This window comes from Limnohabitans sp. TEGF002, assembly GCF_055395845.1.
This window is the reverse complement of the sequence record NZ_AP029224.1, coordinates 96,388-114,625: the sequence shown is the minus strand read 5'-3', so window position 1 is coordinate 114,625 and position 18,238 is coordinate 96,388. Positions and strand designations below refer to the sequence as shown.

At 61.1% G+C, this 18,238-nt stretch carries 22 protein-coding genes; 17 read left to right on the top strand and 5 right to left on the bottom strand.

Translation table 11 applies throughout. The features are described 5' to 3' along the window. The 3 genes from radA to ACZ5SR_RS00550 are packed head-to-tail and all read right to left on the bottom strand — an operon-like array spanning nt 1 to nt 3,499. Nucleotides 1-1,386: a DNA repair protein RadA gene (radA, locus tag ACZ5SR_RS00560; protein ID WP_353247215.1), complete on the bottom strand. Its 1,386-nt coding sequence runs from the start codon at nt 1,384-1,386 to the stop codon at nt 1-3. 28 nt (nt 1,387-1,414) lie between these two features. Then, a complete protein-coding gene (locus ACZ5SR_RS00555; protein WP_464449671.1) occupies nt 1,415-2,464 on the bottom strand; it encodes an NAD(P)H-dependent flavin oxidoreductase in 1,050 nt (349 codons plus the stop codon). A gap of 3 nt (nt 2,465-2,467) precedes the next feature. Continuing rightward, nucleotides 2,468-3,499, bottom strand: a complete 1,032-nt coding sequence (locus tag ACZ5SR_RS00550; protein WP_464449670.1) for a hypothetical protein — start codon at nt 3,497-3,499, stop codon at nt 2,468-2,470. A gap of 120 nt (nt 3,500-3,619) precedes the next feature. Between ACZ5SR_RS00550 and hpaR the strand changes: the two genes are divergently transcribed. The 13 genes from hpaR (at nt 3,620) to ACZ5SR_RS00485 (ending at nt 13,814) form a co-directional block, all read left to right on the top strand. Continuing rightward, nucleotides 3,620-4,099, top strand: a complete 480-nt coding sequence (gene hpaR / locus ACZ5SR_RS00545) for a homoprotocatechuate degradation operon regulator HpaR (RefSeq protein WP_464449669.1) — start codon at nt 3,620-3,622, stop codon at nt 4,097-4,099. A 3-nt stretch (nt 4,100-4,102) separates the two neighbouring features. Further along, nucleotides 4,103-4,756, top strand: coding sequence for a fumarylacetoacetate hydrolase family protein (locus tag ACZ5SR_RS00540; RefSeq protein WP_464449668.1), 654 nt, complete (start codon nt 4,103-4,105; stop codon nt 4,754-4,756). Then, nucleotides 4,753-5,529 carry a fumarylacetoacetate hydrolase family protein gene (locus ACZ5SR_RS00535; RefSeq protein WP_464449667.1) on the top strand — a complete coding sequence of 259 codons (777 nt, stop codon included), beginning with the start codon at nt 4,753-4,755 and terminating at the stop codon, nt 5,527-5,529. Before ACZ5SR_RS00540 ends, ACZ5SR_RS00535 begins: the two co-directional genes overlap by 4 nt. A 2-nt stretch (nt 5,530-5,531) precedes the next feature. Beyond that, on the top strand, nt 5,532-7,001 hold the full coding sequence (gene hpaE / locus ACZ5SR_RS00530; RefSeq protein WP_464449666.1) for a 5-carboxymethyl-2-hydroxymuconate semialdehyde dehydrogenase: 1,470 nt from the start codon (nt 5,532-5,534) through the stop codon (nt 6,999-7,001). A gap of 29 nt (nt 7,002-7,030) precedes the next feature. Continuing rightward, nucleotides 7,031-7,462, top strand: a complete 432-nt coding sequence (locus ACZ5SR_RS00525; protein WP_464449665.1) for an MAPEG family protein — start codon at nt 7,031-7,033, stop codon at nt 7,460-7,462. A gap of 26 nt (nt 7,463-7,488) precedes the next feature. Beyond that, entirely contained in the window at nt 7,489-8,415 is a 927-nt protein-coding gene (gene hpaD / locus ACZ5SR_RS00520; protein WP_464449664.1) for a 3,4-dihydroxyphenylacetate 2,3-dioxygenase, read from the top strand. A 12-nt stretch (nt 8,416-8,427) separates the two neighbouring features. Then, nucleotides 8,428-8,859 carry a 5-carboxymethyl-2-hydroxymuconate isomerase gene (locus ACZ5SR_RS00515; RefSeq protein ID WP_464449663.1) on the top strand — a complete coding sequence of 144 codons (432 nt, stop codon included), beginning with the start codon at nt 8,428-8,430 and terminating at the stop codon, nt 8,857-8,859. Between the two features lie 3 nt (nt 8,860-8,862). Further along, entirely contained in the window at nt 8,863-9,684 is an 822-nt protein-coding gene (gene hpaH, locus ACZ5SR_RS00510; protein WP_464449662.1) for a 2-oxo-hept-4-ene-1,7-dioate hydratase, read from the top strand. A 181-nt stretch (nt 9,685-9,865) separates the two neighbouring features. After that, nucleotides 9,866-10,681, top strand: coding sequence for a 4-hydroxy-2-oxoheptanedioate aldolase (hpaI, locus tag ACZ5SR_RS00505; RefSeq protein ID WP_464449661.1), 816 nt, complete (start codon nt 9,866-9,868; stop codon nt 10,679-10,681). A gap of 86 nt (nt 10,682-10,767) precedes the next feature. Next, nucleotides 10,768-11,556: a class II aldolase/adducin family protein gene (locus ACZ5SR_RS00500; RefSeq protein WP_464449660.1), complete on the top strand. Its 789-nt coding sequence runs from the start codon at nt 10,768-10,770 to the stop codon at nt 11,554-11,556. A 17-nt stretch (nt 11,557-11,573) separates the two neighbouring features. After that, entirely contained in the window at nt 11,574-12,581 is a 1,008-nt protein-coding gene (locus ACZ5SR_RS00495; protein WP_464449659.1) for a 2-dehydropantoate 2-reductase, read from the top strand. Nucleotides 12,582-12,676: 95 nt separating this feature from the next. After that, nucleotides 12,677-12,838, top strand: a complete 162-nt coding sequence (locus ACZ5SR_RS00490) for a hypothetical protein (RefSeq protein ID WP_464449658.1) — start codon at nt 12,677-12,679, stop codon at nt 12,836-12,838. Nucleotides 12,839-12,899: 61 nt separating this feature from the next. Then, nucleotides 12,900-13,814: a DMT family transporter gene (locus ACZ5SR_RS00485; protein ID WP_464449657.1), complete on the top strand. Its 915-nt coding sequence runs from the start codon at nt 12,900-12,902 to the stop codon at nt 13,812-13,814. 16 nt (nt 13,815-13,830) lie between these two features. Here ACZ5SR_RS00485 and rsmI read toward each other — a convergent pair whose 3' ends face one another. Further along, the gene (gene rsmI, locus ACZ5SR_RS00480) at nt 13,831-14,730 is read right to left on the bottom strand and encodes a 16S rRNA (cytidine(1402)-2'-O)-methyltransferase (RefSeq protein WP_464449656.1); all 900 of its coding nucleotides are present in this window, start codon (nt 14,728-14,730) and stop codon (nt 13,831-13,833) included. 14 nt (nt 14,731-14,744) lie between these two features. Here rsmI and ACZ5SR_RS00475 point away from each other — a divergent pair, with 14 nt between their 5' ends. The 3 genes from ACZ5SR_RS00475 to ACZ5SR_RS00465 all read left to right on the top strand — a co-directional run bounded on the left by ACZ5SR_RS00475 (nt 14,745) and on the right by ACZ5SR_RS00465 (nt 16,408). Beyond that, complete coding sequence (locus ACZ5SR_RS00475) at nt 14,745-15,131, top strand: YraN family protein (RefSeq protein ID WP_464449655.1); 387 nt, start codon at nt 14,745-14,747, stop codon at nt 15,129-15,131. Nucleotides 15,132-15,196: 65 nt separating this feature from the next. Then, nucleotides 15,197-15,781: an SIS domain-containing protein gene (locus ACZ5SR_RS00470; protein ID WP_464449654.1), complete on the top strand. Its 585-nt coding sequence runs from the start codon at nt 15,197-15,199 to the stop codon at nt 15,779-15,781. Beyond that, entirely contained in the window at nt 15,782-16,408 is a 627-nt protein-coding gene (locus ACZ5SR_RS00465) for a BON domain-containing protein (RefSeq protein ID WP_464449653.1), read from the top strand. 107 nt (nt 16,409-16,515) lie between these two features. Here the strand turns inward: ACZ5SR_RS00465 and ACZ5SR_RS00460 are convergent, their stop codons facing one another. Continuing rightward, a complete protein-coding gene (locus ACZ5SR_RS00460; protein ID WP_464449652.1) occupies nt 16,516-17,421 on the bottom strand; it encodes an NAD(P)-dependent oxidoreductase in 906 nt (301 codons plus the stop codon). A 120-nt stretch (nt 17,422-17,541) separates the two neighbouring features. Here ACZ5SR_RS00460 and ACZ5SR_RS00455 point away from each other — a divergent pair, with 120 nt between their 5' ends. Further along, nucleotides 17,542-18,225, top strand: a complete 684-nt coding sequence (locus ACZ5SR_RS00455) for a YggS family pyridoxal phosphate-dependent enzyme (protein WP_464449651.1) — start codon at nt 17,542-17,544, stop codon at nt 18,223-18,225. Nucleotides 18,226-18,238: the final 13 nt, after the last annotated feature.

The following is an 18,238-nucleotide window of genomic DNA, read 5'->3' as shown; positions in this document are numbered from 1 at the left end:
TCAGTCCAGCCCCCGCACCACCTGCATGGCTTCTTCGATCCGCTCGACCGGGTAAATCGTCAAGCCTTCAAAGGACTTGTCGTTTTTCTTGGGTGCGTTGGCCTTGGGCACCACAGCCACCTTGAAGCCCAGCTTGGCCGCTTCCTTCAGCCGATCTTGTCCGCGCGGGGCTGGGCGCACTTCACCGGCCAGACCCACCTCGCCAAAGGCGATGAAGCCCTTGGGCAAGGCTTTGCCGCGCAAGCTGCTGGTGATCGCCAGCATCACTGCCAGGTCGGCGGCGGGTTCGCTGATGCGCACACCGCCCACCGCGTTCACAAATACGTCCTGGTCCATGCAGGCCACGCCCGCATGGCGGTGCAACACAGCCAACAACATGGCCAATCGGTCGCGGTCCAAGCCCACCGACAGGCGTCGGGGCGAAGGGCCGCCGCTGTCCACCAGGGCCTGAATTTCCACCAGCAATGGACGCGTGCCTTCCAGTGTCACCATCACACAACTGCCGGGCACGGGCTCGGCGTGTTGGCTCAAGAAAATAGCGCTGGGGTTGCTCACGCCCTTCAGGCCTTTTTCGGTCATGGCAAAAACGCCGATTTCGTTCACCGCGCCAAAGCGGTTCTTGATGGCGCGGATCAGGCGGAAGTTCGAATGCGTGTCGCCCTCAAAGTACAGCACCGTGTCCACCATGTGCTCCAGCACGCGGGGGCCAGCGAGCGCACCTTCTTTGGTCACATGCCCCACCAGCACGATGGTGGTGCCGGTGGATTTGGCGGTGCGTGTGAGGTGCGCGGCACATTCGCGCACTTGCGCTACCGAACCGGGGGCACTGGTCAGTTGGTCCGAATACACCGTCTGGATCGAGTCGATGATGGCAATGCCGGGTTGGCGCGATTGCAGGGTGTGCAGGATTTTTTCGAGCTGGATCTCGGGCAGCACTGGCACCTGCGAGTCGGGCAGGCCCAGTCTGCGCGAGCGCATGGCCACTTGCGCGCCACTTTCTTCGCCCGTCACATACAAGGTGTTCATGCCACTGCGTTGCAGCGCGTCCACCGCTTGCAGCAGCAGGGTGGATTTGCCAATGCCCGGGTCGCCGCCAATCAGCACCACACCGCCTTCGACCATGCCGCCTCCCAGAACGCGGTCGAGTTCGTCGATGCCGGTGGGATGGCGCTCAAAGTCGGCGGCTTCAATTTGGGCCAGCGGCAGCACTTCGGAGGTGGGGGCCAGCGAAGCGTGCACCGAGCCAAAGCGGTTTTTGCCCGCAGCGGGTTCGCTCGAACCCTCGATCAGGGTGTTCCAGGCGTTGCAGCTGGGGCATTTGCCCATCCAGCGGGCGCTGGTGCCACCACATTCGGTGCAGGTAAAAATGGATTTGTCTTTGGCCATAGGACGCAAGTGTGCCTCACGCAGGGGCTCAAGCCGCGAGCCAAGCCTTCAGAAAATCGCGGGTGATGTCGGCCGCCGCAGCGGTGCGGCAGCCGCTGGTGTTTTGGCCTGCCCACAGGGGGGTGAAGTCGCTGCTGCCTTGCGCTTCGGCCGCTGCGCGCAGTGGGGCCATGTCGGCAGTGGCCAGTGGAAAAGCGGGGACCTTTGGGGGGATGGGCCCCAACTCGCGCATGACGCGGTTCACGATGCCCCTTGCCGGACGGCCCGTGAACAACGTGGTCAGCGCCGTGTGCTCTGCCGCGCTGGACTGCAGGGCGTTGCGGTGCAGGGCGCTGGTGGTGGCCTCGTGGCTGCACAAGTAAGCGGTGCCGATTTGCACAGCCGCTGCGCCCAGCGCTTTGGCAGCAGCCACGCCAGCCGGGGTGGCGATGCCGCCGGCTGCAATCACCGGCAAATGAACGGCTTGTACGATTTGCGGCAGCAGGGCGAAGGTGCCGATTTGGGTGCTCAGGTCCTCGCTCAGGAACATGCCCCGGTGCCCACCGGCCTCCAGGCCTTGCGCAATGATGGCGTCCGCGCCATGCGCCTGCAGCCACAGTGCTTCGGCCACCGTGGTGGCCGATGACAGCACCAAACTGCCCCAGCCTTTGACGCGAGCAAGCAAATCAGGCGATGGCAGGCCAAAGTGAAAGCTCACCACCGCTGGCCGAAAGACTTCCAGCACATCGGCTGCCGCGTGGTTGAAGGGCACACGCGCCGCGCCGCTGCTGGCTGCGTTGGGCGCAAGCCCCATGGTTTGGTAATAAGGTGCCAAAGTTTGTTGCCATGCCGCCTGCATCTGCGCATCGGGTGTGGGTGGGGTGTGGCAAAAGAAGTTGACGTTGTAAGGGCGCTGCGTGGCTCGCTGCAGCGCTTGCAATTCGGTGTGCAGATCGGCCGGGCTCAACATGGCCGCTGGCAACGAGCCCAGACCGCCAGCTTCACACACGGCGGCAGCCAAGCGGTGGTTGTTGGCCCCGGCCATGGGGGCTTGCACGATGGGAGCCAGCAGATCGGGGAGCAGTGATTTGGCGATCATGGTTCAGGGGGACGTGGTTGGGTTCTGGATGAGCTTGAGCAAGTCGGCCAGCATTTTTTCCTTGGCCGAATTCTCGGATCCCGTCCATGAAAAAGTCACGTTGTCGGTGCCGTAGGTCAACATTTTTCGATCGATGGGCCCCTGAAAAATGCCATGTGCCGCGTTGTCGTAAAACCAGACATCGATGTCGGCTTTTTGGGCTTTGAGCCGGTTCATCCAGTCGATCGGTTTTTCGGTGAGGTCCGTGGGGTTTTGGCGGCCGTTGCATCGCGCTGCATTGCCCACAGGAATTTCCGAGTTGGGTGCGCGGTTGACGAGACAACTTTCTTGACGTTGCCACATCCAGTCTTCTGGGTGTTTGCCGCCATAGTTGTCGAGTTTGCCAAATACCAGTTTGACGGGCACAGCCACCGTGTCAGGCAAACCGATGCCCATGCCGGGCAAGCCTTCGGCGAAAACAGCTTTGACATGCTCGGGGCTGACCACACTGGCCAGATTGGCCACCACGGCAGCGCCGTTGGAGACGCCTTGTAAATAGATTGAACGGGTGTCGATTTTGTCCGACTGTGTCAGCGCCCACTCGTAGGCCCCTTTGGCCGCTTTGTAGATCATGCGTTGACGCGATTCGTTGGTCGCTTGCGAACCCCAGAACGGGTAGCCTTGGTAGAAGCCATTCATTTGGTAGGCGTCAAACACCAGTGTGGCGATGTCCTTTTTTTGAAGGGCAGTTGCCAGATTGCGCTCGAGCATGCCCAGGCCTCCTCCCCCATGCGCAATGATCATCAGTGGCGGTTTGATGGCCAAGGGGCTGCCATTCCATCGGCTAGGCACGGTCAGTTGTGACGATTTGTGGCACGGGTCGAACTCTGCGAGTGGCCCTTTGACGGTGTGAAAACGCGGACGGAGTTGCACCAACTCTGCGACGTTCTCCGGGGCGGGCTTGCAGTCCGGCCTTGGCTGCGCAGCGCAACCCAGAGCTAAAAAGCCCAGACATGCGGCCAGAGGCCAAATCGTGAGGCGCAGGGGAAGGTTCATGGTGTCTCCAAGGTGTGGGCATCTTAGGGGAAAAGCCTGCTTGCAGAGCGTGAAGTGACCGATGGTTTCAGTAGAAACCCGCATGGCAGTGAGCAGCTATTCATTTAACATGTTAAATAAATGAGCAACCAACCTTCTTTTGCCCACCGCAACTTGCCCCGGCTTTTGCTCGAAGCCCGTGAGGCGGTGATGTTCCACACCCGTCCTAGCTTGCGTGAGCATGGCTTGTCGGACCAACAATGGCGCGTTTTGCGTGTGTTGGGGGAGCATTCGGACGAGCCCGGTGGCATTGAAACCGGTCGTGTGGCCCATGAGGCCTATTTGTTGGGCCCCAGCCTCTCCGGCGTGTTGACCCGCATGGAGCGTGACGGCCTGATTGAGCGCCATCGTTGCCCACAAGACGCCCGCCGCACTGTGGTGCGCGCCACCGCATTGGGCCTGGACAAGGTGCAGGCTTTGTCTCAGACCATCGAAGCGCATTACGCCTGGATGGAACAGCAACTCGGCAAGGCGCGCTTGATGGCTTTGTACGAGTTGTTGGACAAGGTGATCGCATTGGAAGTGACCGATGCAGATGCACAAGAACACACAGAGGAATAAGGCATGCAGTCGATCCCAACCGCGAATCTGCCCTGGCAACCCCAAGGCACGGTCTATGGTGCTTTGCTGAACTTTCGACGTGAGTGGGACCTCTGGGGCCCGCGCATGACGCAAGATCCGCACAAGGCACCACCCCAATCGCCGGTGCTTTACGTGAAAACTGCCAACACCTTCAGCCCCGCTGGGCAGGCTTTGGTGCTGCAAGACGGCGTGAGCGAAGTCGACATCGGTGCCACGCTGGGCTTGGTCATCTGTCACGACGGTCAAGTTGGCGCTGCCGCGCTGCTGTGCGACTGGTCGGTGCCGCATGCCAGCTACTACCGTCCCCCAGTCAAGTTCCGCTGCCGCGATGGCTTTCTGGCTTTGCCGCAGCAGGTCACAAAGGGGCAGGTGGCTGACTGGGCCGCGCTGCAAATCGAAGTGCGCTGCAATGGTGAGCGGGTGCAAACGGTGGATTTGCGTGGGTTGATGCGTGACTTGCCCACGCTGCTGGCCGATGTGGGCGAATTCATGACGTTGCAAGCCGGCGACGTGTTGATGTTGGGCACCGATTGCCTGGACGATGGCTCACGCCCACGCGCCAAAGCGGGTGATCGGGTGGAGATTTCTGCGTCTGGCTTTTCGTCCGTGTCTGTGCAAGTGGGAGGTGCCGCATGAAGCACGCACGCATCGCCTGGTCGGGCGCCATTCAGGAAGCCGTTGAGTCAGATGGCCAGTTGCTCATCACCCAAGGCCCGCACAAGGGGCGGCGCGTCGGTTTTGATGAAGTCGTCTGGCTGCCGCCACTGGCCCCCGTTCCGCAAGCGCGCACCGTGATCGCGCTGGGTCTCAACTACGCCGACCACGCCAAAGAACTCGCCTTCAAAGCACCCGAAGAACCGTTGGCTTTCATGAAAGGTGAGGCCTCGCTGATCGGGCACAAGGCTTTCACGAAGCGCCCTGCTGACGTCAAGTACATGCACTATGAGTGCGAGCTGGCCGTGGTCATTGGCCGCACTGCACGCCGCGTGAAGAAGGCCGACGCTTACGACTACGTAGGCGGCTACACCGTGGCCAACGACTATGCGATCCGCGACTACCTGGAGAACTGGTACCGCCCCAACCTGCGCGTGAAAAACCGCGACACCTGCACGCCGATTGGCCCCTGGCTGGTGGATGCGGTGGATGTGCATCAACGTCAAGGTGGGCCCATGGCACTGAAGTTGCAGACCACCGTCAATGGCCAGGTCACGCAAAGCGGCAGCACCGCCGACATGATTTTCGACGTACCCACGCTGATCGAGTACTTCAGCAGCTTCATGACGCTGAACCCCGGCGACTTGATCCTGACCGGCACACCCGACGGCATCGTCGATTGCCAGCCTGGCGACGTGATCGTCACCGAGATCGACAGCATCGGGGCGCTGACCAACACCATCGTGAAAGCTTGAACATGAAAATCGACCACCTCATCCATGGCCAGTCCGTCGCAGGCCGCGACTACTTTGAAACCGTCAACCCCGCCACGCAAGAAGTGCTGGCCGAAGTCGCCTCGGGCGGCGAAGCAGAAGTGAATGCCGCCGTGGCCGCCGCCAAAGCCGCCTTCCCTAAGTGGGCCGCCACGCCTGCGACTGAGCGCGCCAAGATCATGCGCAAGCTGGGCGACCTGATCACCAAGCACGTTCCTGAGATCGCCGAGACCGAGACAAAAGACTGTGGCCAGACCATCAGCCAAACCGGCAAACAGCTGGTGCCGCGTGCGGCCGACAACTTCCACTACTTTGCCGAGATGTGCACCCGTGTGGACGGCCATACCTACCCCACGCCCACCCACCTGAACTACACCTTGTTCCACCCGGTGGGCGTGTGCGCTCTCATCAGCCCCTGGAACGTGCCCTTCATGACCGCCACCTGGAAGGTCGCGCCCTGCTTGGCCTTTGGCAACACCGCCGTGCTCAAGATGAGCGAACTCTCGCCCATGAGCGCAGCGCGCCTGGGCGAGCTGGCACTCGAAGCCGGTGTGCCCGCTGGCGTGCTCAATCTGGTGCATGGTTACGGCAAAGAGGCGGGCGAGCCGCTGGTCTCGCACCGCGATGTGCGCGCCATCAGCTTCACTGGCTCTACCGTCACCGGCAACCGCATCGTGCAAAGCGCAGGCCTCAAAAAGTTCAGCATGGAGTTGGGTGGCAAGAGCCCGTTTGTGATCTTTGAAGACGCCGACCTGGACCGCGCCTTGGATGCCGCCATCTTCATGATCTTCAGCAACAACGGCGAGCGCTGCACCGCAGGCAGCCGCATCCTGGTGCAGCAAAGCATCTACGCCGACTTTGCCGTCAGGTTTGCTGAGCGCGCCAAACGCATCACCGTGGGCGACCCGCTCGATGAAAAAACCATCGTCGGCCCCATGATCTCCAAAGCCCACCTGGCCAAGGTGCGCAGCTACATCGAACTCGGCCCCAAAGAGGGCGCGACGATGCTCTGCGGCGGTCTGGGCCAACCCAGCTACGCGGCCGAGCTGCCTGCGCATGTCAAGCACGGCAACTTCGTCTGGCCCACCGTGTTTGCCGACGTGGACAACCGCATGCGCATCGCGCAAGAAGAAATCTTCGGCCCCGTGGCCTGCCTGATCCCGTTCAAGGACGAGCAGGATGCGATTGAAAAAGCCAACGACATCGAATACGGTTTGAGCAGCTATGTCTGGACCGAGAACCTGGGCAAGGCGCACCGCGTGGCGGCAGCGGTCGAGGCGGGCATGTGCTTTGTGAACAGCCAAAACGTGCGCGACCTGCGCCAGCCCTTTGGCGGCACCAAGGCCAGTGGCACGGGCCGTGAAGGCGGCACCTGGAGTTACGAAGTGTTCTGCGAGCCCAAAAACGTGGCGGTGTCGCTGGGCGGCCACCACATCCCGCATTGGGGCGTTTGAGTACACCGACCTTCCAACCGGAGATCAAGATGACTGTGAATCCATTGGCCATTTGGGCGCCTGTCTTTGCCATGATGGCTTTGGTGCTGGTGGTCGCTTACTTGACGTTTCGCGAGCGCGTTCGACAATTCAAGGCGCTGCGTGTGCACCCACAAAAAGTGTCCACGCGCAGCGAGTTTGCGGCGGCCCTCAAAGACACCCGCTGTGCCGACAATTTTTCCAACTTGTTTGAAACACCCGTCATGTTTTATGTGGCGTGTATCGGTCTTTATGTCACGCAAACGGTCAGCATCGGCGCATTGGTGTTGGCCTGCGTGTATGTGTTGCTGAGGGTGGGCCACAGTGTGGTGCATTGCGGCCGCAATGTGGTGTTCACGCGCTTCAAACTCTTTGCGGCCAGCATGCTGGTGCTGCTCGGGCTTTGGCTGGTGTGGGGCTTGACCTTGTTGCAAGTCATCTGATTCAAAGCCCATTCAAAGGACACCCCATGGGACAACTCGCCCTCGCCGCCAAAATCACCCACGTGCCCAGCATGTACCTGAGCGAAATCCCGGGGCCGCGATTTGGCACGCGCCAAAGCGCCATCGATGGTCACAAGGAAATCAGCCGCCGATGCCGCGCCATGGGCGTGGACACGCTGGTGGTGTTTGATACGCACTGGCTGGTCAACGCGAATTACCACATCAACTGCGCGCCGCACTTCAAAGGCAGCTACACCAGCAACGAGCTGCCGCACTTCATCAACCACATGGCTTTTGAGTCGCCGGGCAACCCTGAGCTGGGGCATTTGCTGGCCAAAGTGGCGAACGAACACGGCGTGGAAACATTGGCCCACGACAACACCACGCTCGACCCTGAGTACGGCACGCTGGTGCCGCTGCGCTACATGAACGAAGACCAGCACTTCAAGGTCATTTCGGTTTCGGCGCTGTGCATGGTGCATTACCTCAACGACAGTGCCCGCTTGGGCTGGGCCATGCGCGAGGCGGTAGAAAAGCACTACGACGGCAAGGTGGCGTTTCTGGCCAGCGGCTCGCTCAGTCACCGCTTTGCACAGAACGGTTTAGCCCCCGAATTTGCCCACAAGATTTGGAGCCCGTTCTTGGAGCAGCTCGACAAGCAAGTCTTGCAAATGTGGGGCAACCGCGAATGGAAAGCCTTTTGCGAAATGCTGCCAGAGTACGCCAGCAAAGGCCACGGCGAAGGCTTCATGCACGACACCGCCATGCTCATGGGCGCCTTGGGCTGGACCGGCTACGACGGCGGCGTCGACATGGTGACGCCCTACTTTGGCGCGAGTGGCACGGGCCAGCTCAACGCGATTTTTGAAGTGACCCCGCAAGACGGCAGCCAAGTGCCCGCTGCCGTGGCCAGCAGTGCAGAGGGCTACACGGCCATCAGCACCCGCCTTTGAGGAGAACGACACATGCCCCATCTTGTGATTCTCTACACCGGTCAGTTGGACGCTGAAGTCAACATGACCACCCTGTGCCGCCAAATGGCCGACGCCATGCTCACGGTGAAAGACGAGTCTGGCAAACAGGTTTTCCCCACAGGCGGCACACGTGTGCTGGCCTACCCGGCGCCGCATTACGCGGTGGCCGATGGCGGCGCGGCGGGGCAAGAAGCAGGCGGCACAGGTGATTACGCCTTTGTGTACCTGAATGTCCGCATGGGCCGTGGTCGAAGTGAGGCCACACAACAAAGCGCCGGGCAAACATTGCTCGAAGTCGCCAAGGCTTTTTTTGCGCCCGTCATGGCGCAGCGCCACATCGGCATCACACTGCAGATCGACGTCGGCCCCGAGGTGTTTGACGCCAAGCACAGCAACCTGCATCCACTTTTCAACAAGGTTTGAGCCATGTCCGTGTTCACCGAAGACCAGATCCTGCAGCTCGCGCACGAGCTCAACCAGTCTGAAAAATCCCGCACCCAGATCGAGCACTTTTCCAAGCGCTTTCCGGGCATGACGATCGAAGACGGCTACCGCATCAACCGCGCCTGGATGCAGCTCAAGTTCGCCGAAGGGCGAACCATGATCGGTCACAAGATCGGCCTCACCAGCCGCGCCATGCAGGTCTCGAGCCAGATCGACGAGCCTGATTACGGCACGCTGCTGGATGACATGCGCTACACCTGCACGCCGGGCCAAGTGCTGGACATTCCCTTCACCGATTTCATTGCGCCGCGTGTTGAGGTGGAGTTGGCCTTCATCCTCAAAAAAGAACTGCGCGGCCCGAACGTGACGGTGCAGCAGGTGCTGGAAGCGACCGATTACGTGACCCCTGCGATCGAGATCATCGATTCGCGCATCGAGCAGTTCGACCGCCACACCAAAGTCATGCGCAAGGTGTACGACACCATCAGCGACAACGCGGCGAACGCGGGCATCGTGCTCGGGGCCAAGCGGGTTGACCCGCTGGCCACCGACTTGCCGTGGTGCGGTGCTGTGCTGCGGCAAAACGGCGTGGTCGAAGAAACCGGTTTGGCGGCGGGCGTGCAAGGTCACCCCGCTGTGGGCATTGCCTGGTTGGCCAACAAGTTGGCACCATGGGGCGAACACCTGCAAGTCGGCGAAATCGTTTTGGCGGGCTCCTTCACCAAACCGGCGGTGGCCAAAGTAGGCGATGTGTTTGACGTCGACTACGGGCCACTGGGCAAGCTGGAGTTCAAATTCATTTAACACCAGAATGTTTCGCACGCCCACGCTGGTCGGGTCCGGGGGGCCTGGCTGGGCGATGTGGCAAAGCTAAGCGCCTCTGAGCCCGGACAGGCCCACCGGACCCGAACAGCACCCTCATCGAAGCCAATACGCCCCGACCCCAACATTCTGCAAACCTTGATCACCTTAAAGGAGTCGCCTTGTGAACACCCCAGTGAATACATTCAAACAAGCCCTTCAAAACAAACAGCCCCAAATCGGTCTGTGGATGGGCCTGGCCAGCGCTTACACCGCCGAAATCTGCGCCCTGGCGGGTTTTGACTGGCTGGTCATCGACGGCGAACACGCGCCCAACGACCTGCGCAGCATCCAGGCCCAGTTGCAAACCGTGGCCGCCTACCCCGCCAGCCACCCGGTGTGCCGCGTGCCCGTGGGCGAGACGGCGCTCATCAAGCAATACCTCGATCTCGGCGCGCAAAACATCCTGGTGCCCATGGTCGACACGGCCGAGCAAGCAGCGCAATTGGTACAAGCCATGCGCTACCCACAAGACGATGGCCAGGGCGGCGTGCGCGGCATGGCGGGTGCACGGGCCTCGCGCTGGGGGCATTTGCCGGATTACTTCAAGCGCGCCAACCAAGAAGTCTGCCTCTTGGTGCAAGTCGAATCGCGTGAAGCGCTGAAGAATCTGGATGCGATTGCTGCCACGCCTGGGGTCGATGGTGTCTTCATCGGCCCGGCCGATTTGTCGGCGTCGATGGGCCATGTGGGCAACGCCGCACACCCCGAGGTGCAGGCCGCGATTGCCGATGCCATTGCCCGCATTTTGAAAGCGGGCAAAGCCCCCGGCATCCTCACGCCTGACCGGCAACTGGCCGAGCATTACTTGCGCTTGGGCGCGGTGTTTGTGGCCGTGGGCCTGGATACCCAGCTCTTGATGCGCCAAACCACCGATTTGGCGGCGCATTTCAAATCGGCTGTGCCCGCAGCCGCGCCCGCCAAAGGTGCCACGTATTGATGGGTTGATTGGGCTCAGATCCCAATTTAATTTGTCCGGCGAAACAAAGAAACAAATGGGTTTTGACCCCAATGAAGGAGATCACGATGTTCCCCACTCCCCAACCCGTGGTGCCGTCGCTGCAAGCGCGGGTGCATCCTGACGAGTGGCAGACGCGGTTGCAGCTGGCCGCTTGTTACCGCGTGTTTGCCATGCTCGGTTGGACCGAGATGATTTACAACCACATCACGCTGCGCCTGCCAGACAGCGTGACGGGCGGTGAAAAACACTTTCTGATCAACCCCTTTGGCCTGCATTACAGCGAAGTCACGGCCAGCAACCTGGTCAAGATCAACATGCAGGGCGAGGTGTTGGACGGCTCGCCCTACAAGGTCAATCCGGCCGGGTTTGTGGTGCATGCCACGCTGCACGGCGGCATCGATGGGGCGCATTGCGTCATGCACACCCACACCACAGCGGGCGTAGCGGTGGCGTGCTTGAAGGACGGCCTGTCGCAAAGCAATTTCTATTCGGCGCAATTGCATGACATGGTGGCTTATCACGACTTCGAAGGCATCACCATCCATGGTGAAGAGGGTCCACGCGTGTTGCAAAGCATCGGTCGCAAACCTGCCGTGATCTTGCGCAACCATGGTCTGCTGGCTTGGGGCACGAGTCTGTCGCAAACCTTTGCGATTTTGTGGACGCTGCAACGTGCCTGCGAAATCCAGCTGGCCACGCAAAGCATGGGTGAGGCGATTCCAGTGCCTGAAGCGATTGCCGCCAAATGCACACGCGACGCCTTGCAGTTCAACCCCCACCATGGGGCAGGGCAAGATGTGTTCGAGGCGCTGGTGCGCCAGATGGACCGCATGGACACAGGGTGGCGCGCATGAGCTTGACGGACAACAGCATGACATTCCCAAAAATCGCCATCGTCGGCGCTGGAGCCATTGGCGGTTGGCTGGGCGTGCATCTTGCACGTTTGGATTCGGGTGCCGGGGCGCAGGTCAGCATTCTGGCGCGGGGCGACACGCTGGCGGCCGTGCGTCAACATGGTTTGAGATTGCACCAGGCGGGTGAGCTGCTGACTGTGCCAGTGACCGCTTCGGATGATGCTGCCGCCTTGGGCGTGCAGGATTTGGTGGTGATCTCGGTCAAGGCCCCGGCGCTGGCGGCCGTGGCGCAGCAAGTAGGGCCTTTGATCGGTCCCAACACCGTGGTGCTCACGGCCATGAATGGCGTGCCCTGGTGGTTCTTGCAGGGCTTGGGTGGCCCGGTGGCGGGGCGTTCCTTGAATGCGGTGGATCCACTTGGCACGATCGCCCGTGCCCTGCCGGCGCAGCACATCATCGGCTGCGTGGTGCATGCCAGCTGCTCGGTCGATGCGCCGGGGGTGATACGCCACCATTTTGGTGATGGACTGATCGTGGGCGAGCCTTCTGGGCAGTCCACGCCTCGTGTGCATGCGCTGCATGCTTTGCTGCGTCGGGCGGGCTTCAATGCCACGCTGTCACCACAAATTCAGAAAGACATTTGGTACAAGCTCTGGGGCAATATGACGATCAACCCGATCAGTGCCCTGACAGGAGCCACCACAGATCGGATCCTCGACGACCCGTTGGTGCGCCAATTCATTTCGGGTGTCATGCTCGAAGCCAAAGCCATCGGTGCAAAAATTGGCATCCCTATCGACCAAGAGCCCGAAGACCGTCACGCCGTAACGCGCAAGCTGGGGGCTTTTCGCACCTCCATGCTGCAGGACGTGCAGGCGTCCAAGCCTGTGGAACTGGATGCCTTGGTTTCGGCCGTGTGTGAGTTGGGGCAACTCACCCAAGTGGCCACGCCGCTGACCGATGCTTTGCTGGGTCTGAGCCGTCTGCACGCACAAGGATTGGGGCTTTATGGCACCAGGTCATGAGCTGTCTAACAATCTTTAATAACTTAAGCAGTATCTTTTCCACATAATCGCCCCAGCAAACAATTCTGCTTGCTTTGGTGTCAAAAGGTGCTTTTATGTTGATTTCAATGCTCGTCTTGGGCGTTTTGATGGTTGTCCTGGCTGTTTTGTATTTCAAGACGGTTCAGGAAATCGAACGCGACGACATCCATGAGGCCATGGCTCGTGCCGAGCGACTGAAAAACAAACGCGCTGCCAACCACTACGCAGGGGCCTGACCCCCTTCATCCAGTCGCTTGGATGTCATCTCCCAGGTCTGCGGGGCGTTAAATTGCCCCCATGTCCTCCGCTCCAGCATTGCCCGCTCGCTTGTCCCTGACGGGGTTCCTCACGCTCTTGTTGATCGCCCTGATGATGGGGGCCAACCATGTCGCGGCCCGCACGGCCTTCAACCATGGGGTAGACGTGGTGACCGCGGTCACCTTTCGCAGCACGGTCACCGCCTTCGTGGTCGCGCTGATTGTGTGGCAGCAGAAGGTCTCGCTGCAACTGACGGTCCGTCACCGAAAAAGCCTCTTGCTGATCGGCGCTTTGATCGCCGTTCAAAGTGTCTGTCTTTACTCGGCCGTCGCACGCTTGCCGGTGGCTTTGGCACTGTTGGCCTTCAACACCTACCCCTTGTTGACCGCGTTTTGGGCGCGTGTTTTGTACGGCCATCGCCCCGAACGCCAGGTTTTGCTGGCCATGCCGGTGATGCTGGCCGGACTGGCGCTGGCGCTCGATGTGTTCGGCGCTGCCTCGGGTCTGGGGGCTGTTGAGCATTGGGGGCAGATCGGAGCGGGCGTGGCTTTTGCCTTGGCTGCGTCCGCCACATTCGGTTTGGCGCTCGTCATCACCCAGCATGAAGCTGCCGATGTGGACGGGCGCTTGCGTACCTTCACCACCATGGCCACGGTGGCCATCTTGGCGTCTGTGGTGGCGCTGACCCAAAGTGGCATCCATTTGCCCAATGCCAGCGCAGGCTGGTGGGGCCTGGGGGCCTTGACGTTTTTGTATGGCACGGCCTTCACCATCATGTTCACCGTGTTGCCCAAGTTGGGTGTGGTGGGCAACTCGGCCATCATGAATGTGGAGCCCGTCTTTGCGCTGGTGCTGGCTTGGGCGCTTTTGGGGCAATCGATCGCGCCCATGCAATTGGTTGGCGCTTTGGTGGTGGTCGCCACCGTCATGTGGATGGGTTTGCGAAAACGCTGAGGAGGACAGTCGGCGGTCAGCCGTTCTTCAAAGCCAGTGCCTTGTCGTACAGCACGTTCTTGGACTCGCCCGTGATCTCGGCCGCCAGTTTGACCGCTGTTTTCAGCGGCAACTCGGGCAAGAGCACCTGCAGCACGCGCAGACCTTCGCCGGTCGACTCGGCCACCGGCGCATCATGCACCACCAGGACAAACTCGCCGCGTTGGCGATCAGGTTTCTCGGCCAACCACGTGGGCAAGTCCTGGGCGCTCAAGGTCTCAATTTGTTCAAATTGCTTGGTCAACTCGCGCCCCACAGTGATGGGACGTACGCCCAAAACCGACAGCGCTTGCGCCAAAGCTTCGATGCGGTGCGGCGCTTCCAACAGCACCACGGCCCGGCTTTCCATCGCCAAGGTTTGTACGGCGCGTGTGCGCTCGGCCGACTTGCTGGGCAAAAAGCCCGCGAACACAAAGCCGTCGTCACCCGTCATGCCCGAGGCGCTGAGCGCGGTGGTCACACTGCTGGCCCCAGGCAAGGGCAACACGCGGTAACCGGCTTGGCGCACGGCGCTCACCAACCTCGCACCGGGGTCGCTGATGGCGGGGGTGCCTGCATCGCTCACATAGGCCACCCTTTCGCCTTGGCTGAGGCGGGTGACCACGTTTTGTGCCGCTTCGGCTTCGTTGTGCTGATGTACCGCCAAAAGCTGCGAGCCAGGGCGGTCCAAGCCGTAGGCCCTGAGCAGCTGCTGGGTGTGGCGGGTGTCCTCGCAGGCAACGGCATCCACCTGCGACAAGACGTGCAAGGCACGCAGGCTGATGTCGGCGAGGTTGCCAATGGGGGTCGCCACGACATACAGTGTGCTGACCGGGTGGTTTTGCGATCCGGCAGCTTCGTGCGCGGCCTCAAGGGCTTTGCCGAATGAGGCAGACAAGGGAGAGGGCGTCAATGCAATTCCTCAAAAAAGACAAGGTGGGCCAGACCACCAAAGCCCGGGGTGATGCGGGCGAAGACGAGGCGCTGGCCTATTTGCAGGCGCGTGGTTTGCGCTTGCTGCAGCGCAATTATCGGACCCCCGGCCGTGGGGGTGGTGAAATCGACCTGATCATGCAGTCCGCCGATGGCACCGTGGTGTTTGTCGAGGTCAGAAAACGCAGCCGGACCGACCATGGCGGTGCGGCCGCAAGCATCGGCTACGCCAAGCAAAGGCGCATTATTTTTGCGGCACACCATTACCTCTTGCGTTGGCGTCAACTGCCTCCGGCACGCTTTGACGTGGTGAGCATCGAGGCCACTGGGCCGCAATGGCTGCAGGCGGCTTTTGATGCCACTTGAAATTCCGGGTGAAAAACTGTGTTTCGGGGCGGCAGCGCTGCGTGCGGGGTTATCATCGCGTGCGCATGCTAGACCTTCGAATCCAACAACATTTCATCGACAGTGCAGATCTGCACTACCAGGTGGCCGAGACTTTGGCCAAGCCTGTGGATGCGGCTGTCCAAGCTGTTTTGGCCTGTGTCACGGGGGGTGGCAAGGTCTTGGTGGGTGGTATGGGTCCTTCTGCTGCACTGGCCCAGTACCTGGCGAACTTGCTGGTGGGTGGGTTTGAGCGCGAGCGCCCGGGTTTGGCGGCGGTGGCCCTGTCTTCTGATGCCTTGACAGCCACCCGCTGGGCCGATGGTCAGGCCTTGGCCCGTCAGGTGCTGGCGCTGGGCCAAACCGGTGATGTGCTGGTGCTCATCAGTGTGGATGGCGGTGAAACCGCTTTGATCGAAGCGGTTCAGGCCGCCCACGACCGTGAAATGACGGTGCTGGCCTTGACCGGCCACCATGGTGGCGGCCTGGCTCGCCAGTTGCGTGAAACCGATGTGCATGTGTGCGTGCCCCACGAGCGGGCGGCAAGAATTCGTGAGGTGCAGCACTTGGTGCTGCACTGTCTGTGTGATGGAATTGATACCCAGTTGTTGGGTGAACAGGAGCCTGTATAAATGAAACGCAATCTTCAATCTTTGGTTTTGTCAGGTGCTGTGTTGGCGACCGCGTTGACGGCTTTGCCCGGCTGCGCTCCCTTGATCGTGGGCGGCGCGGTCATGACCGGCATTGTGGCCACCGACCGGCGCACCACGGGTGCACAGGTGGAAGACGAGGGCATTGAGCTCAAAGTGGCCAGCGCCGTTCGCCAGGAATTGGGCGACCGCGTTCACCTGAATGTGACCAGTTTCAACCGCAAGGTGTTGCTCAGCGGTGAGGCCCGCACGCAGGCCGACAAAGACCGCGCAGAAAAACTGGCGCAGGGCCAAGAGAATGTCCAGTCTGTTGTGAACGACTTGGCGGTTGCACCGCCCAGCAGCCTGACCCAGCGTTCCAAAGACACGGTGACCACCAGCCAGGTCAAGGCCGCCTTCATCGATGCCAAAGACCTTCAAGTCAACTCGATCAAGGTGGTGACCGAGCGGGGCATTGTGTATTTGATGGGTCGAGTGACCGCCCGTGAAGCCAAACGGGCCAGCGACGTCGTTCGCGGCATCGGTGGCGTGACCAAAGTCGTGCGTGTGTTCGATGAGATTTCTGAAGAAGAACTCAAGCGCTTGAGCCAGCCACCTTTGGCCAAGTAATACAGGGCATGCGCCACGAAAAAGAGCGGCTTGTGAGCCGCTCTTTTTCATGCCAGCGCCAGATCATCTCCGCGTCAGCGGCCAGCGATGATCTTGGGCTGCACGCCTCAGCGCAAGCGGCGGATCAGGCTCGAAGTGTCCCAGCGGCCCCCGCCCATTTTTTGCACATCGGCGTAAAACTGGTCCACCAGCGCCGTCACGGGCAAAAGGGCACCGTTGCGCTTGGCTTCGTCCAGCACAAGGCCCAAGTCCTTGCGCATCCAGTCCACCGCGAAGCCGAATTCAAACTTGTCGTCGGCCATGGTCTTGCCACGGTTGTCCATCTGCCAGCTTTGTGCCGCGCCCTTGCCGATCACGTCGAGCACCTGGTGCATGTCCAGACCGGCTTGCTGGCCGAAGGCAATCGCCTCAGACAGACCTTGCACCAAGCCCGCGATGCAGATCTGGTTGACCATCTTGGCCAACTGACCGGCACCGGATTCACCCAGCAAGGTGAAAGCGCGAGAGAAAGCCATGCCCACGGGCTTGACGGTGTCAAAAGCGGCGGTGTCGCCACCACACATGACGGTGAGCAAGCCGTTCTGTGCACCAGCCTGTCCCCCGGAGACGGGTGCATCGATGAACTGCAGACCCAGTTTTTGGGCTTCAGCCGACAACTCTCGGGCGACAGACGCTGAGGCTGTGGTGTGGTCCACAAAGATCGCGCCGGGCTTCATGCCAGCAAAAGCACCGTCCGGGCCCAGCACCACGCTGCGCAGATCGGCGTCGTTGCCCACGCAGGCAAACACGATGTCTACACCGGCGGCTGCCTCACGCGGGGTGGGGGCACTGGCGTTGCCGGGGCATTCGGCCACCCAAGCGGTGGCCTTGGCAGCGCTGCGGTTGTACACGGTGACGTGGTGCCCGGCGCGGGCCAAGTGGCCAGCCATGGGGTAGCCCATCACGCCCAGGCCCAAAAAGGCAACTTTCTTGGCGGGCGTGGCATCGTAGGTTTTGGCGGCGATTTGACTCATGGGTGTCTCGTTGTGGAGTGGATAAAGGGGCTATTTTGGCAGCCTGTCGGTGTTCTGGTGCGCACCGGGTGCTTTGGGCTGACCATTGGGTGACATGGGCGCTTTTGGTACGCTCAGGCCATGAACTCCTCGATTGCCGACAACATCACCCGTATTCGGGTGCAAATTCAGGCTGCTTGCCAGGCTGCTGGCCGCGCACCAGACAGCGTGCAGTTGCTGGCCGTGTCCAAAACCTGGGGGACCGATGCGGTTCGCCAGGCCTATGCCGCAGGCCAGACCGCTTTTGGCGAAAACTACATCCAGGAAGCGGTGGACAAGATCACCGCCTTGCGCGACTTGCCCCTGCAGTGGCATTGCATCGGCCCCATCCAGAGCAACAAGACCCGCTTGGTGGCCGAGCACTTTGACTGGGTGCACAGCGTGGACCGCCTCAAAATCGCCCAGCGCCTGTCAGAGCAACGCCCGGCTGAGCTGCCGCCCTTGCAGGTGTGCATTCAGGTCAATGTGGACGGCGGCGACAACAAATCGGGCGTGAGCCCGCAAGACCTGCCCGCGCTGGCGCAGGCTGTGGCCGCTTTGCCGCGCCTGCAACTGCGTGGCCTGATGACGATCCCCGAACCCGCCGAAACCGATGCGCAGATGCGCGCCGTGCACCGTCAGGCCAAAGACCTGTTTGAAAAAATGCGCGCTCAGGGCCTGCCGCTGGACACCTTGTCGATGGGCATGAGCGCGGACATGGCCGCGGCGATTGCCGAAGGCAGCACGATGGTGCGGGTGGGCACGGCGATTTTTGGCCAACGCTGAGGCCACCGATTCA